This window comes from Kitasatospora sp. MAP5-34, from assembly GCF_029894335.1.
In the GTDB taxonomy this organism is placed as follows: Bacteria; Actinomycetota; Actinomycetes; order Streptomycetales; family Streptomycetaceae; genus Kitasatospora.
In genome coordinates this window covers 134,637-148,956 of sequence record NZ_JARXZC010000004.1, presented here as the reverse complement: position 1 = coordinate 148,956, position 14,320 = coordinate 134,637, and the positions used below count along the sequence as shown (strand labels likewise).

The window sequence follows — 14,320 nt, the reverse complement described above, 5'->3', positions numbered from 1 at the left end:
AGGGCACCTGGCTCCCGCCATCCGGGCAGGAACCGGGGGTCGGACAGACCGGCCCCTAGACTGGCCCCATGACCGAAGCTCTGTGGCCCGCCCCCGTCGCGAACGCCGCCGTCGACGCGACCGTCACCATCCCCGGCTCCAAGTCGGCGACCAACCGCGCCCTGGTGCTGGCGGCGCTCGCGGACGGCCCGGGCTGGGTGCGCCACCCGCTGCGCAGCCGCGACTCGCAGCTGATGGCGGACGGCCTGCGGGCCCTCGGCATCGGCATCGAGGAGACGGTCAACGCCGCGACCGGCGGCACCGGCGGCGGCGAGGCCTGGCGGATCATCCCGGCGGGCCGCCTGCGCGGCCCGGCCCAGGTGGACGTGGGCAACGCGGGTACGGTCATGCGCTTCCTCCCCCCGCTCGCGGTGCTGGCCGACGGCCCGGTGCACTTCGACGGCGACCCGCGTTCGTACGAGCGCCCGCAGCACGGTGTGATCAACGCGCTGCGCGCGCTCGGTGCCCGGATCGACGACGGCGGGCGCGGCGGCTTCCCGCTCACCGTGCACGGCTCCGGCGCGCTGGACGGCGGCCCGGTCGAGCTGGACGCCTCGTCCTCCTCCCAGTTCATCTCCGCCCTGCTGCTCTCCGGCGCCCGCTACAACAACGGCGTCGAGATCCGGAACATCGGCGGCAGCGTGCCCTCCCTCCCGCACATCCGGATGACGGTCGACATGGTCCGCAAGGCAGGCGCCCAGGTCGACGCGCCGGAGGACGGCGGCGAGAAGGACGTCTGGCGGGTCACCCCGGGCGCGCTGATCGGCCGGGACGTGGTGGTCGAGCCGGACCTCTCCAACGCCGCGCCGTTCTTCGCCGCCGCGCTGGTGACGGGCGGCAAGGTCACCGTCCGCGACTGGCCCAAGCACACGTACCAGCCGGGCGACCAGCTGCGCGAGATCTACACCGCGATGGGCGGCACGTGCCGCTTCACTGACGAGGGCCTGGAGTTCACCGGCACCGGACGGATCAAGGGCATCGAGGCTGACCTGCACGACGTCGGCGAGCTGACCCCGGTGATCGCCGCCGTCGCCGCGCTGGCCGATTCCGAGTCCCACCTGTACGGCATCTCCCACCTGCGGCTGCACGAGACGGACCGCCTCGCCGCGCTCGCCAAGGAGATCAACGACCTCGGCGGCGACGTCACCGAGACCGAGGACGGCCTGCGGATCCGCCCCCGCCCGCTGCACGGCGGCGTCTTCCACACCTATGAGGACCACCGCCTCGCCACCGCCGCCGCCGTCATCGGCCTGGCGGTCGACGGCGTCCAGGTGGAGAACGTGGCCACCACCGCCAAGACCCTGCCCGACTTCCCGCAGATGTGGGCCGATCTCCTGTCCCCGGCCAGTAGCTGACGGGGAGTTAGAAGCACATGCGCCGTTACGGCAAGGACGCCGACGAGGACGACATCCGCAACCGCCCGGGCCGCAAGGGTTCCCGGCCCCGGACGCGGATCCGGCCCAAGCACGAGGACGCCGCCGACGCGATGATCCTCACCGTGGACCGGGGCCGGCTGACCTGCCTGGTCGACGCGGGGACGAAGAACGAACGCGAAGTCATGGCGATGAAGTCCCGCGAACTGGGCCGCAAGGGCGTGGTGGTCGGCGACATCGTCAACGTGGTCGGCGACCTCTCGGGCGAGCCGGACACCCTGGCCCGGATCGTCCGGGTCGAGGAGCGCACCTCCGTCCTGCGCCGCACGGCGGACGACGACGACCCGTACGAGCGGATCGTCGTCGCCAACGCCCAGCAGCTGGCCATCGTCACGGCGCTCGCCGACCCGGAGCCCCGGCCCCGGCTGATCGACCGCTGCCTGGTCGCCGCGTACGACGCGGGCATGGAACCGCTGCTGGTGCTCACCAAGTCCGACCTCGCCCCGGCGGAGCCGCTGCTGGAGGCGTACGCGCCGCTCGGCATCAAGTACGTGGTGACCCGGCGGGACGACCTGGAGACCGAGGGCGCGGAGGCCGTCCGCGAGCACCTGCGCGGGCAGGCGACGGTCTTCATCGGACACTCCGGCGTCGGGAAGACCACCCTGGTCAACGCGCTGGTGCCGATGCACCAGCGGAGCACCGGCATCGTCAACGCGGTGACCGGACGCGGGCGGCACACCACCGTCTCGGCGCTCGCCCTGCGGCTGCCGCCGCCCCCGGGCATGAAGCCCGGCTCGAAGAAGGCGCTCGACCCGGGCTGGGTGATCGACACCCCCGGCTTCCGCTCCTTCGGCCTCTCGCACATCGACCCGTCCCGGGTCATCCTCGCCTTCCCCGACCTGGAGGCGGGGACGGTCGACTGCCCGCGCGCCTGCAGCCACGACGAGAAGGACTGCGCGCTGGACGCCTGGGTCGCGGACGGCCACGCCGAACAGGCCCGGCTGTACTCGCTGCGCCGGCTGCTCTCCTCGAAGGAAGCCCGCGAAGGGGACTGACCGGTCCCCCGGGCGGCCTCCCGAACCGATCTCCGGCCAGGCTTTCGGCCTGTCAGAAGTGTGGATCGGCCCGTCCTGGCGATCATAGGAAGGTCGGACCATCCGGTCCGGCCCTCCGAGCGACAGGGAGTCAGGCCGATGGCATGGGCCATGGTGATCCTCGCCGGTCTGCTGGAGACGGGCTTCGCGATCAACCTCAAGCTGAGCCACGGGTTCACCAAGCTCTGGCCGACGGTCGGCTTCGCCTGCTTCGCCCTGGGCAGCTTCGGCCTGCTCACGCTCTCGCTGAGAACCCTCCCGGTCGGCAGCGCGTACGCGGTCTGGACCGGCATCGGCGCGGCCGGTACCGCGATCTACGGGATGGTCTGGATGAACGAGTCGACCTCCGTCCTCAAGCTGGTCTCGATCAGCCTGGTGATCGCGGGCGTGGTCGGCCTCCAGATCAGCGGCTCCGGACACTGAGCGGGCGGCCACTGACCCTGTCCGCCCTGCGAGCCCCGCTGTCGGGATCACGGACGGCTCGCTAGGGTTTCGGACATGGCCGATTACCACGACGATCTCCGACTCGCCCATGTCCTCGCCGACTCGGCCGACTCGATCACGATGGAGCGCTTCAAGGCGCTGGACCTCAAGGTCGAGACCAAGCCCGACCTGACCCCGGTGAGCGACGCCGACAAGGCCGCCGAGGAGCTGGTCCGCAGCGTGCTGCAGCGGGCCCGCCCGCGCGACGCCGTGATGGGCGAGGAGTTCGGCCTGCAGGGCACCGGCCCGCGCCGCTGGGTCATCGACCCGATCGACGGCACCAAGAACTACGTGCGCGGCGTCCCGGTCTGGGCCACCCTGATCGCCCTGCTGGAGGTCCGCCCGGACGGCACCGAGGAACCGGTGGTCGGCATCGTCTCCGCCCCCGCGCTGCAGCGCCGCTGGTGGGCCGCGAAGGACCTGGGCGCGTACGCGGGCCGCAGCCTCGCCAAGGCGAGCCGGATCTCGGTCTCCCAGGTCTCCCGGCTGGAGGACGCCTCGTTCTCGTACTCCTCGCTCACCGGCTGGGAGGAGCGCGGACGGCTGGACAGCTTCCTGGACCTCACCCGGTCCTGCTGGCGCACCCGCGCCTTCGGGGACTTCTGGTCGTACATGATGGTCGCCGAGGGCGCGGTGGACATCGCCGCCGAGCCGGAGCTGAGCCTCTGGGACATGGCGGCGCCCTGCGTCATCGTCCAGGAGGCGGGTGGCCGCTTCACCGGCCTGGACGGCATCCCCGGCCCCGGCGGCGCCGACGCGGTGGCCTCCAACGGCCTGCTGCACGACGAGGCGCTGCGGCTGCTGAGCGTCTGACGACCAGCCACACCATGGGCGCGGGCCCCTGGACCAGTCATCTGGTCCAGGGGCCCGCAGCTTGTGGGAGGTGCCGCTACTTCTGCTTGCGCAGCTCGCGGACGGCCGCCTCCAGGCGCTGGCCGTAGTCGGCGTCGGCCTGGCGGAAGTTGTCGATCGCGCGCTCGACGATGTCGTCGCGGTCGGCGGAGACCTTGGCGATGAAGCCGGCCAGGTTGGCGATCAGGCGGGCCTTCTCGTCCTCCGAGAAGAGGCGGTAGAGGTTACCGGCCTGCACGAAGTCGCTGTCCTCGCTGTGCGAGGGCGCCGCGTGGGTGCCGGTCGCGCCGGTGACGGCGGTCGAGGACCAGAGCGGACGGCTGGTCTGCACCGGGCCGCCGAAGCTGTTGGGCTCGTAGTTCTTCGCCCGGCCGTGCCGGCCGTCGTAGAGGTAGCCGTCGCGGCTGTTGGTGCGCGCCTCGGTGGCGTGCGGGCGGTTCACCGGCAGGTGGTCGGCGTTGACGCCGACGCGGTAGCGGTGGGCGTCCGCGTACGCGAACAGCCGGCCCTGCAGCATCTTGTCGGGGGACGGGCCGATGCCGGGCACGAAGTGCGACGGCGAGAAGATCGACTGCTCGACCTCCGCGAAGACGTTCTCCGGGTTGCGGTTGAGCTCCAGCTTGCCGATCTCGATCGGCGGGTAGTCCGCGTGCGGCCAGACCTTGGTCAGGTCGAACGGGTTGAAGCGGTAGTTCGCGGCGTCGGCGGCGGGCATGATCTGCACCTGCACCGTCCAGCTCGGGAAGTCGCCGCGCTCGATCGACTCACGCAGGTCGCGCTGGTGCGAGTCGGGGTCGGTGCCGGCCAGCACGGCCGCCTCTTCGGAGGTCAGGTTCTTGATGCCCTGGTCGGTCTTGAAGTGGTACTTCACCCAGAAGTAATCGCCGGCCTCGTTCTGCCACTGGTACGTGTGCGAGCCGTAGCCGTTGGTGTGGCGGAGGGTGGCCGGGATGCCACGGTCGCCGAACAGCCAGGTCACCTGGTGGGTCGACTCGGGCGAGAGGCCCCAGAAGTCCCAGACGTTGTCCGCCTCCTGCGAGCCGGTGTACGGGTCGCGCTTCTGGGTGTGGATGAAGTCCGGGAACTTGATGGCGTCCTTGATGAAGAACACCGGGGTGTTGTTCCCGACGAGGTCGTAGTTGCCGTCCTCGGTGTAGAACTTCAGCGCGAAACCGCGCGGGTCACGGACGGCGTCGGCCGAGCCGAGGTTGCCCGCCACGGTGGAGAAGCGGAGGAAGGTCTCGGTCTGCTTGCCGACCTCACCGAGGAACTTGGCCCGGGTGTACGGGGTCACGTCGGCCGTCACCGTGAAGGTGCCGTACGCGCCGGCGCCACGGGCGTGCACCACGCGCTCCGGCACGCGCTCACGGTTGAAGTGCGCCAACTTCTCGAACAGCAGCTGGTCCTGGATCAGCGCCGGACCGCCGATGCCGGCGGTCTCGGTGTTCTGGTTGTCGGCGACGGGGGCGCCGGCCTCCGTGGTGAGCGTGGGCCGCAGCTCGTCCTGGGCAGTCATCTGGGAAGCACCTTCCGCGATATCCGATCGTGATGAACCGATCCTATCTTGGACTTTGTCTAAGTCAATACTGGTGCAAAGTTAAGAACTTGCTACTCTGTTGCTATGAGTGACCTGCTGGAACGACTGCGCGGACGCGGCTGGCGGCTGACCTCTCAGCGACGAGTCGTTGCCGAGGTCCTCGACGGCGAACACGTCCACCTCACAGCCGACGAGGTGCACGCCCGCGCGGTGGACCGCCTACCCGAGATCAGCCGCGCCACGGTCTACAACACCCTCGGCGAGATGGTCACGCTCGGTGAGGTGCTGGAAGTCAGCACCGACGGCCGCGCCAAGCGGTACGACCCCAACGCCCACCACGCACACCAGCACCTGATCTGCTCGGGCTGCGGCGCGATCCGCGACGTCCACCCCCAGGGTGACCCGATCGCCGCCCTCCCCGCCAACGAACGCTTCGGCTTCGTCATCTCGGGCGCCGAGGTCACCTACCGAGGCCTCTGCCCGAACTGCCGCTGAGGGCCTGCGGGGTTTTTCAAGGGGCGCGAGGAACTGCGCGAAATCGGTAGGTACGGCGCCGCACCTACCGCCCGGCGGAGCCGCTACGCGCTGAGCTCCGCGTGCAAAGCGCCGAGCAGGCGCGAGGCCCGCTCCGCGACCTCCGCCGGGCCGTAGTCGGCCGCGCGGCGGCACCAGTTCTCCGCCTGGACGGGCTCGCCGCGCCGCAGCGCCAGCAGGGCGAGCCGCAGGGCCGCCCGCCCGTGCCCGGCGTCGGCGGCCCGGGTGTACCAGAGCATCGCCTCGGCCTCGCTGTCCTGACGGGCCAGCAGCAGCCCCAGGTTGAACGCCGCGCTGCGGCTCCCGGCCTCCGCCGCCCGGCGGTACCAGCTCTCCGCGATCTCCAGCGCGCCGCGCTCGGCCGCCCGGACCCCCATCCGCACCTGCGCACGGCGGTGCCCCGCGTCGGCGGCGACCGCGTACCAGTGCTCGGCCTCCGCGTCGGCGTCGCCCCGGCGGTCCAGGAGCGAGGCCAGCCGGAAGGCGCCCTCGGCCGAACCGCCCGCCGCCGCCTGCCGGTAGCGGTCCAGGGCGGCGCCCAGGTGACCGCGCTGCTCCTGCGCGACGGCGAGCTGCAGCGCAGCCTCGCCATGGCCCTCGGCGGCGGCGCGCGCGTACCACTCGTGCGCCTGCTGCTGCTCCCCGCGCCCGGCGTGCAGGACGCCCAGGTTGAAGGCGCCGTCCACGCTGCCCGCCTCGGCGGCCTTGGAGAACCAGGGCTCGGCCCCGGACTCGTCACCGCGCTGGAGCAGCACGACGGCCAGCGCGTTGCAGGCCTCCCGGTGCCCGGCGTACGCGGCGCGGCGGTACCACTGCTCGGCCTGGGCCTCGCGGCCCGCGCCCGCACAGAGCAGGCCGAGGTTGAAGGCGCCGTTGTGGTCACCCGCGTCCAGCGCCGCGCGGTACCAGTGCTCGGCCTCGACGGCCTCGCCCCGGCCCGCGTGCAGCGCGCCGAGCGCGTTGGCGGCGTTGCCGTCGCCCGCCTCGGCGGCCTCCTGCCACCACTCGGCGGCGGCGACCGGATCGCCCGCGTCCCGGAGCAGGAAGCCCAGCGCGCAGGCCGCCCGGGCCTCGCCGTTCTGGGCGGACTGGCGGTACCAGCGGGCCGCCTCGTCCAGACAGGCGGGATCCTCGCCGGCGCGCTCCTCCAGCAGCACGCCCAGCCGCAGCCCGGCACGGGCGTGGCTGCGCGCGGCGGCGGTGCGGTACCAGGTCTCGGCGGTGTCCTTGTCCCCCGCCGCCTCGCGCATCCGGGCCAGCCGGTACGCGGCCTCGCGGTGGCCGGCGTCGGCGGCGACCTTGAACCAGCGCTCGGCGCGGACGTCACGCCGGTGCTCCATCAGATCGCCCAGCGCGTACGCCCCCAGCGGGTGCCCGTGGTCGGCGGCGAAGTGCAGCCAGTACTCGGCGGCCTCCTCCTCACCCTGGTCGCGCAGTTGCAGCCCGAGGGCGTGCGCGGCGGGCGCGCTGCCGGCCACGGCCGCCTGCCGCCACCACTGCGCGGCCTCGGCCCGGTGCCCGCGCTGGTGCAGCAGGACGCCGAGGTTGTTGGCGGCGGCACGCAGTCCGGCGGCAGCAGCCAGGCGCAGATACGGTTCAGCATCCTCCAGGTCCCCACGGCGCAGCAGCAGCGCGCCCAACTGGCTTGCCGCACTCGGGTCTCCGCCGTCGGCGGCGTCACGGTGGCGGGACTCCAGGGCGGCCTGCTCCCGCGCGGCGAGCGCGGTCTCGAAGCTGTCGAGGCCGTCGTCGTCGGTGAGTTCGGGCTCGGCGGCGGGCCGGCGGGCCGGGCTGTACGGGCCGACGGCGGCGGCGAACTGCTGCGCGGAGACCCGGACCAGGCTGTCCGGCCCGTAGCCGGGCGTGCCGACGGTGGCCCGGGGGACGGTCAACCCGCTGGTGCGCTGGGCCGGCAGGGCTCGCTGGGTGTCCTCCGGGCTCTGCGCCCAGGTCTCGGTGTCAGCCTCGGTCAGCGGCCGGCGCTGCGAGTGGGACTGCGGCTGCGCGGACCCGTCCTCGGCCGGCGTGGGCCTGACTCCCGGTTCGTTCCTACCGATCAGCTTCATGCCGACTCCCGCTCCCCCCAGAGTGCTGCGGCATCCTCCGGGGGGCGTGTCGGAGTGGACGGCCCGTCAACGGCCGTACGTCGTCCCCCATGTGGTCCATCGTTGCATCACCCGCAACCCGCGTACACCTGCCCGACCGATTTTGGCGGGGCGGGCCGAAGCCCGGCGAGATTGCTTCAGCGCTTTGTCGATTTCCCGACAGTTGGGCCTCACAAACCCAACCACGGTGGACAGGTGAGAGTGATGGTGTCGGCATCGTTGGCGACGGTCGATAGTACCGGAGCCGGCCCGGGTAGGTCCGGCCACCACCGTACGACACAAACACCGAAGGCCCGGAGATTAATCTCCGGGCCTTCGGTATCAGAGTAGCGGGGACAGGATTTGAACCTGCGACCTCTGGGTTATGAGCCCAGCGAGCTACCGAGCTGCTCCACCCCGCGTCGTTGTGTCCAAACCATAGCACGGTCACGGGGTGGAACAGGAATCGTTACTGCAGCTCAGGGGCGAGCTCAGCGACAAGCCCGGGGCGAGCTCAGGGACTCGCGGAGGGCGACGGAGTCGCCGGGGCAGTGCTCGCACCGCTGGACGGCTGGGCGGCGGCCGCCGCGTTCAGCGCGTCCTGCAGTGCCTTCTGCGCGGTGCCGTACGCCGTCCAGTCGCCGTTCTTCAGAGCGGTCTGACCGTCGGTGAACGCCTTCTGCGCGTCCTGCAGCGCCTTCTGCACCGTGGGGTTGGCCGCCCCCGTCCCGGGTGTGGCCGGTGTGGTGGGTGTGGTCGGTGTGGTGGGCGCGGTCGGTGTGGTGGCCGGCGCAGTGCCGGTGGCGGCGCCGAACACCTTCGTCAGCGCGTCCTGCAGGGTGTTCTCGAAGGCCACGTTGTCCTTGCCGTACACCGCCAACACCTTCTGCAGCACCGGGTACTTGGCGGTCCGCCCGCGCACGTACACCGGCTCGACGTTGAGCAGACCGCCGCCGACCGGGAGGGTCAGCAGGTTGCCGTACTCGACGTCGGAGTCGCCGCCGTTCTTCAGGATGTTGAGCTGGCGGGCGACGTCCGGGTCCGAGTTGAACTTGGCCTGGGCCAGGTTCGGTCCCAACGTGCCCGTGTCACCCGGCACCTTGAGAATCCGGATCTTGCCGTAGTCCGGCCCCGGGTCGGCGCTGACCGCCATGAAGGCGGCCAGGTTGTCCCGCTTGCTGGGCACGAACGAGGTGGTCAGCGAGAAGCTCGCGGCGGGCGCGTCGGGCATCCGGACCGTCAGGTAGTACGGCGGCTGGACGTCCCCGCTGTTGGTGGTCGGGTCGTTCGGGACCTGCCAGATGTCGGTGCCGTTGAAAAAGGAGTTGGCGTCCGTCATGTGGTACTGGCCGAGCAGGTCGCGCTGCACCTTGAACAGGTCCTGCGGGTACCGCAGGTGCGGCGTCAGCGTGGCCGGGATGGCGCTCTTCGGCTCGACCGTGCCGGGGAAGGCCTTCATCCAGGTCTTCAGGACCGGGTCGGAGTCGTCCCACTGGTAGAGCGTCACCTCGCCGGTGTACGCGTCCACGGTCGCCTTCACCGAGTTCCGGATGTAGTTGACCGTGTTGGCGGCGGTGAGCGTCTGGCCGCGCTGGCCGGTCAGCGAGTCCTTGGTGGCGTCCCCCAGGGTGGTCTTGGACGAGAAGGGGTAGCCGTCCGAGGTGGTGTACCCGTCCAGCACCCAGACCAGTCGGCCGCCCTGCACCACCGGGTACGGGTCGGCGTCGATGGAGAGCCAGGGCGCGACCTTCTCGACCCGCTCCTTGGGCGTCCGGTCGAAGATGACCTTGGCGCCGTTGGTGATCGCCCCCGCGTACAGGAACTGCGGCTCGGCGAACTTCACCGCGAAGGCGGCCCGGGTGAACGGGTTGCTGAGCGAGACGCCGCTGCCACCGGTGTACTGGTACGTCTGGTCGCCACCGGTGTCGGTGGTGTAGTCGATCTCCTGGTTGGTACCGCCGACGATCGAGTAGTTCGGGCTCTGCTCGCCGTAGTAGACGCGCTGCTCGTAGTTCCCGAGCACACCGGAGGCCGGCAGCCCGGACTCGGTGAAGACCGGCTGGCCCTGGCCGTTGACCTGGTTGCCCTTTGCGGCGACGACGCCGTAACCGTGGGTGTACTTGAAGTGGTCGTTGATCCAGTTCCGCTGCTGGACACCGTTCAGGTCCAGCTCACGGACGCCGATCACGGTGTCCTGCGCGGTGGTGCCGGTGCCGTACCGGTCGACGTTCAGCGTCTTCGGGAAGGCGTAGTACGAGCGCTGCTGCTCGATCTGCTGGAAGGCGGGTGAGACCACGTTCGGGTCCAGCAACCGGATGTCCGCGATGGTCTGGGCGTCCGGGCCGAGCGCGGCCTGGGTGGTCGAGTCCTTCGGCGTGTACGCCTGGCTCTGGCTGTCGGCGATGCCGTACGCCTGCCTGGTCGCGTCGATGTTCTTCTGGATGTACGGCGTCTCCTTGGCCTGCTCGTTCGGCTTGACCTGGAACTGCTGCACGATCGCCGGGTACACCCCGCCGATCAGCACCGCCGACAGCGCCATCAGCCCGAATCCGATCAGCGCCGGGGCCCAGGTGCGGCGGACGGGGGTCAGGAAGAACATCACCGCGCAGATGACCGCGACGAAGAACAGGATCGTCTTGGCCGGCAGGAACGCGTTCGCGTCCACGTAACGCAGGCCCGTCCAACCGTCCACCCCCTTGTAGGAGCCGGACTTCACCGCCAGCCCGTACCGGTCCAGCCAGTACGCCACGGCCTTCAGCAGGACGAAGATGCCGAGCAGCACCGCCAGGTGCCCCTGCGCCCCCGCACTCGCCCGGCGGCCCGGACCCTGCAGGCGCAGACCGCCGTACAGGTAGTGCACCAGCGCCGAGGCCAGCACCGAGACGATCACCGCGCTGAACGCGAAGCCGAGCAGGAACTCGTACCAGGGCAGCGAGAAGGCGTAGAAGGAGACGTCCAGATGGAACTGACTGTCCTTCACGTCGAACGGCGTCTGGTTGGTCCAGAGCATCCAGGTCCGCCACTGGCCGGTCGCCGCCGCACCGGCGATCAGCCCGACCACCAGCGAGACGCCGATCAGCAGCCACCGCTTGTAGGGCGCGATGCCCATCCGGTAGCGGTCCAGGCTCTGCTGCTCGACCGACATCGCGGAGAGCGGTGGGCGGAGCCGGTGCGCCAGCCAGACGTTGAAGCCGACGATCACCGCCATCAGGAGACCGAAAACGGCGAACAGACCGACCTTCGTCCACAGCTGGGAGGTGAAGACAGAGGAGTAGTGGACGGACTTGAACCAGAGCCAGTCCGTCCAGAGCCCGGCGAACATGACGAACAGCAGGAACAGTACGGCGAGCACACCCACCGTCAGCAGGAGCGCTCGCGTGCGGCGCGAGGGTGGGCCGACTCTGGCCCGGAACCCCGGTCCTGGTCGGTCCGGCATCTGGAATACCAAGGTGGCACCTCTGCTGTGTCGTTGTTGTTGTCGGGGACGGTCCTCAGTGCAACTTAATCGGTGTTTACCTGAGTTCCCACGGTTTGGGGCTACATCCGCGCTGTCCCGCACCGGCCCCGGTCGGTCCGAGTCACCGGGCGACGGCAGTGCGGGCAGGTATTGGAGCATGTGAGGATTGGGGCATGTCCGATGCACCGAACACCGCCGCCACCGCCGACGGCCTCCCGCCGGCCGCGACCCCGCTCACCCGGGCCGCGCTGGAGATCGACGAGTACGCCTCCACCCTCGGCTGGGACCTCCCGGCCCGCCTGTTCGCCCTGGTCGACAGCGCCAAGCTGCGCCGGAGCGACCCCAAGCTCGCCAAGCAGCTCGGCCTCTCCGAGGAGGAGGCCGGTCTGACCCCGGTCGAGCAGGACGAGCTGCCCGCCGGCATGGAGCTGGACAAGTTCCTCGGCACCATCGCCTGGCCCGACATGGTGGCGGGCTGCGCGCTGGTGGTCGAACGGCTGATGCTCCCGCCGGGCGCCGAGCAGACCCGCCCGAAGAACGCCACCGAGGCCCAGCTCGCCGACTGGGTGGCCAACCACCCGGCCCGCGAGGAGGTCCGGATCACGGCCGCCGTGCTGCGCGACGGCAAGAAGGAGACCGCCCTGCGGCTCCGCTCCAAGGACATCGCCCGTGAGGTGCTGACCGGCCCCGACCTGGTCCCGGGCCTCACCGAAGCACTGCTGGCGACGTTCGCCTGAGGCACCCCTGCGGGGCCCTCTTCGGGGCGGGCCAGCTTTTCAGGGGCGCGGGGAACTGCGCGAAATCGGAAGTGACGGCGCCGCACCCTTCCGCATCGCGCAGTTCCTCGCGCCCCTGTCTGTGGCTGGCCGATCCCGTTACTTGCTGCTGCAAGAGGGCAGCGAAGCCGTCTGCCCCGCACGGACCTCGGCGAGCGCCTTCAACGCGCCGTCCAGGGTGTCGACCTTGATCAGCCGGAGGCCGCCCGGGGTGTTCTTGGAGGCTTCGGCGCAGTTGTCGGACGGGGTGAAGAAGTACTCGGCGCCCTTGTCGCGGGCGGCGATCAGCTTCATCGCGATTCCGCCGATCGGGCCGACCTTGCCGTCGTCGTCGATCGTGCCGGTACCGGCGATGAACTTTCCGCCGGTGATGTCGTTGGGCGTCAGCTTGTCGACGATGCCGAGCGAGAACATCAGGCCCGCGCTCGGGCCACCGACGTCCTGCAGCCCGATGTCGATCTTGAACGGGTAGGTGTGCGTCACCCCGGGACTGATCCCGACGATCGCCCGGTTCGTGGTGTCCGCCGCCTTGGCGGTGGCGATCGGCACCTTGACCTCGTCGGCCGCCGCCGGGGTCGGGCTGTCCTTGCCGTGCGGGACCACCGTGAAGACGACGGTCTCACCGGGCTTGTGCTTGGTCACCTGCTCGGCGACCTGGGTCTGGGTGGTGATCGGGATGCCGTCCACCGCGACGATCTGGTCGCCCGCGTGCAGCTTGCCCTCCGACGGCCCGCCCGCCAGCACCGAGTCGACGATGACCTCGGTCCCGATCGGAATGCCCAGCTCGGTCAGCGCGGCGGTCTTGGCGCTGTCCTCGGAGGAGGCGAACTCCTCGGCGTTCTGCTGCTGGGCCTGCTGGTCGGTCTGGCCCTGCGGGTACAGGTTGTCGTGCGGGATCACCAGCACGTCGTCCCGCAGGTACCCGGCCACCTCCGAGACCAGGCTCGGTTCGTACTTCGCGCCCGTCACCTGCACGGTGGTCATGTTCAGGTGTCCGGTGGTGGGGTACGTCTGGTGGCCGGTGATGCTGATCACCGGCTTTCCGCTGCTGTCCTGCGCCCCGAGCGTGTTGTACGTCGGGCCGGGGCTCATCTCGGCATAGGGCACCTTCATCAGCACCGATACGCAGAGCAGTGCTATCAGCAGCAGGGTGGCGGCGAGCATCGTCGCAGAGCGGCGTGGCATGGCTCGACAGTACGGGACGACGGTGTCAGCGTGCCGCGCGGGCTACTGCCCGCTCCGCTCGCCGGCCGCCCCGGACGGTGCGGCCGACGCCGTGCTCCGCTCCATCGCGGCCAGGAAGCGCTGGTGCTCGGCCAGCGAGGCCGGGTCCCCGGTGGCCCGTGGCGTACGAGCCGCCCAGCCCGCCCAGAGCATGGCCACGAGCGCGGCGGCAACAGGAATGATCAACCAGGCGAGCGCAGCCATATCCGTACTCCCAGCTCGTCGTGTCTATGAGCAGATTAACCGCCCGGGCAGACAACGGCGGCAGCGCCATACGGGTTACGGCACGAGGTTTCCACTCACCGCATAGGAGTATTCGTAGGATCAGCGCCAGCTGGACGGGTGAAACGCCGGGCAGACCGGGTGGCCAACCGCCTCAGCAGGCCGAGCGGGCCGGGCCTCAGCAGGTGCCTGCGCCGACCCACTCCTCCTCGCCGTCGGTGAAGATCTGGTGCTTCCAGATCGGCACCTCGTGCTTGAGGTCGTCGATCAGCCGCCGGGCGGCGGCGAACGCCTCACCCCGGTGCGCACAGGAGACCGCGACTATCACGGCCTTGTCGGTGATCTCCAGCCGGCCGATCCGGTGGACGGCCGCGAGCGCGCGGACCGGGAAGTCGGCACAGACCTTCTCGGCGACCCGGCGCATCTCCCGCTCGACCGTCGGGTGGGCGCTGTACTCCAGCGCGGCGACCGTCTTGCCGCCGTCGTGGTCACGCACCGTCCCGACGAAGACGGTGGTGCCGCCGGCCGCGTCGTCACCGACCGCCTCGTACACCTCGTCCAGCGACAGCGGGGTCTCGCGCACGGCGAGCAGACGGATGGGGTCGTGATTCTCGGACATGCTCCCCATGATTCCTCATCCCCGGT

12 protein-coding genes and 1 tRNA gene are annotated in these 14,320 nt (G+C 70.7%); 6 read left to right on the top strand and 7 right to left on the bottom strand.

Features of this window, described 5'->3' with window-relative positions:
- Window positions 1-68: 68 nt before the first annotated feature.
- From aroA to hisN, 4 genes are all read left to right on the top strand, one after another.
- Window positions 69-1,394: a 3-phosphoshikimate 1-carboxyvinyltransferase gene (aroA, locus tag P3T29_RS05920; RefSeq protein ID WP_280715211.1), complete on the top strand. Its 1,326-nt coding sequence runs from the start codon at window positions 69-71 to the stop codon at window positions 1,392-1,394.
- Between the two features lie 17 nt (window positions 1,395-1,411).
- Entirely contained in the window at window positions 1,412-2,467 is a 1,056-nt protein-coding gene (rsgA, locus tag P3T29_RS05915) for a ribosome small subunit-dependent GTPase A (protein ID WP_280715210.1), read from the top strand.
- Between the two features lie 138 nt (window positions 2,468-2,605).
- On the top strand, window positions 2,606-2,929 hold the full coding sequence (locus P3T29_RS05910) for a multidrug efflux SMR transporter (RefSeq protein ID WP_280715209.1): 324 nt from the start codon (window positions 2,606-2,608) through the stop codon (window positions 2,927-2,929).
- Window positions 2,930-3,004: 75 nt separating this feature from the next.
- Window positions 3,005-3,802: a histidinol-phosphatase gene (hisN, locus tag P3T29_RS05905; RefSeq protein WP_280715208.1), complete on the top strand. Its 798-nt coding sequence runs from the start codon at window positions 3,005-3,007 to the stop codon at window positions 3,800-3,802.
- A 76-nt stretch (window positions 3,803-3,878) separates the two neighbouring features.
- Here hisN and P3T29_RS05900 read toward each other — a convergent pair whose 3' ends face one another.
- Complete coding sequence (locus P3T29_RS05900) at window positions 3,879-5,357, bottom strand: catalase (RefSeq protein WP_280715207.1); 1,479 nt, start codon at window positions 5,355-5,357, stop codon at window positions 3,879-3,881.
- 105 nt (window positions 5,358-5,462) lie between these two features.
- Between P3T29_RS05900 and P3T29_RS05895 the strand changes: the two genes are divergently transcribed.
- Complete coding sequence (locus P3T29_RS05895) at window positions 5,463-5,873, top strand: Fur family transcriptional regulator (RefSeq protein WP_280715206.1); 411 nt, start codon at window positions 5,463-5,465, stop codon at window positions 5,871-5,873.
- 83 nt (window positions 5,874-5,956) lie between these two features.
- On the opposite strand, the gene P3T29_RS05890 is transcribed toward P3T29_RS05895, so the two are convergent.
- From P3T29_RS05890 to P3T29_RS05880, 3 genes are all read right to left on the bottom strand, one after another.
- On the bottom strand, window positions 5,957-7,978 hold the full coding sequence (locus P3T29_RS05890) for a sel1 repeat family protein (RefSeq protein WP_280715205.1): 2,022 nt from the start codon (window positions 7,976-7,978) through the stop codon (window positions 5,957-5,959).
- Between the two features lie 366 nt (window positions 7,979-8,344).
- Window positions 8,345-8,418, bottom strand: a tRNA-Met gene (locus tag P3T29_RS05885).
- 92 nt (window positions 8,419-8,510) lie between these two features.
- The gene (locus P3T29_RS05880) at window positions 8,511-11,432 is read right to left on the bottom strand and encodes a UPF0182 family protein (protein ID WP_280715204.1); all 2,922 of its coding nucleotides are present in this window, start codon (window positions 11,430-11,432) and stop codon (window positions 8,511-8,513) included.
- Between the two features lie 194 nt (window positions 11,433-11,626).
- Between P3T29_RS05880 and P3T29_RS05875 the strand changes: the two genes are divergently transcribed.
- A complete protein-coding gene (locus P3T29_RS05875) occupies window positions 11,627-12,190 on the top strand; it encodes a PPA1309 family protein (protein ID WP_280715203.1) in 564 nt (187 codons plus the stop codon).
- A gap of 138 nt (window positions 12,191-12,328) precedes the next feature.
- Here P3T29_RS05875 and P3T29_RS05870 read toward each other — a convergent pair whose 3' ends face one another.
- The 3 genes from P3T29_RS05870 to P3T29_RS05860 form a co-directional block, all read right to left on the bottom strand.
- Complete coding sequence (locus P3T29_RS05870) at window positions 12,329-13,414, bottom strand: PDZ domain-containing protein (protein ID WP_280715202.1); 1,086 nt, start codon at window positions 13,412-13,414, stop codon at window positions 12,329-12,331.
- A 42-nt stretch (window positions 13,415-13,456) separates the two neighbouring features.
- Window positions 13,457-13,657, bottom strand: a complete 201-nt coding sequence (locus P3T29_RS05865) for a hypothetical protein (RefSeq protein WP_280715201.1) — start codon at window positions 13,655-13,657, stop codon at window positions 13,457-13,459.
- 196 nt (window positions 13,658-13,853) lie between these two features.
- Window positions 13,854-14,303 carry a molybdenum cofactor biosynthesis protein MoaE gene (locus tag P3T29_RS05860; protein WP_280715200.1) on the bottom strand — a complete coding sequence of 150 codons (450 nt, stop codon included), beginning with the start codon at window positions 14,301-14,303 and terminating at the stop codon, window positions 13,854-13,856.
- Between the last annotated feature and the right edge of the window lie 17 nt (window positions 14,304-14,320).

What these genes read in the sequence shown, in the direction of transcription:
- aroA (WP_280715211.1), top strand. Translation starts at nt 69, where the DNA reads ATGACCGAAGCTCTGTGGCCCGCCCCCGTCGCGAACGCCGCCGTCGAC.
- P3T29_RS05865 (WP_280715201.1), bottom strand. Translation starts at nt 13,657, where the DNA reads ATGGCTGCGCTCGCCTGGTTGATCATTCCTGTTGCCGCCGCGCTCGTG.
- P3T29_RS05880 (WP_280715204.1), bottom strand. Translation starts at nt 11,432, where the DNA reads ATGCCGGACCGACCAGGACCGGGGTTCCGGGCCAGAGTCGGCCCACCC.
- P3T29_RS05890 (WP_280715205.1), bottom strand. Translation starts at nt 7,978, where the DNA reads ATGAAGCTGATCGGTAGGAACGAACCGGGAGTCAGGCCCACGCCGGCC.
- hisN (WP_280715208.1), top strand. Translation starts at nt 3,005, where the DNA reads ATGGCCGATTACCACGACGATCTCCGACTCGCCCATGTCCTCGCCGAC.
- P3T29_RS05895 (WP_280715206.1), top strand. Translation starts at nt 5,463, where the DNA reads ATGAGTGACCTGCTGGAACGACTGCGCGGACGCGGCTGGCGGCTGACC.
- P3T29_RS05900 (WP_280715207.1), bottom strand. Translation starts at nt 5,357, where the DNA reads ATGACTGCCCAGGACGAGCTGCGGCCCACGCTCACCACGGAGGCCGGC.
- P3T29_RS05870 (WP_280715202.1), bottom strand. Translation starts at nt 13,414, where the DNA reads ATGCCACGCCGCTCTGCGACGATGCTCGCCGCCACCCTGCTGCTGATA.
- rsgA (WP_280715210.1), top strand. Translation starts at nt 1,412, where the DNA reads ATGCGCCGTTACGGCAAGGACGCCGACGAGGACGACATCCGCAACCGC.
- P3T29_RS05875 (WP_280715203.1), top strand. Translation starts at nt 11,627, where the DNA reads ATGTCCGATGCACCGAACACCGCCGCCACCGCCGACGGCCTCCCGCCG.
- P3T29_RS05910 (WP_280715209.1), top strand. Translation starts at nt 2,606, where the DNA reads ATGGCATGGGCCATGGTGATCCTCGCCGGTCTGCTGGAGACGGGCTTC.
- P3T29_RS05860 (WP_280715200.1), bottom strand. Translation starts at nt 14,303, where the DNA reads ATGGGGAGCATGTCCGAGAATCACGACCCCATCCGTCTGCTCGCCGTG.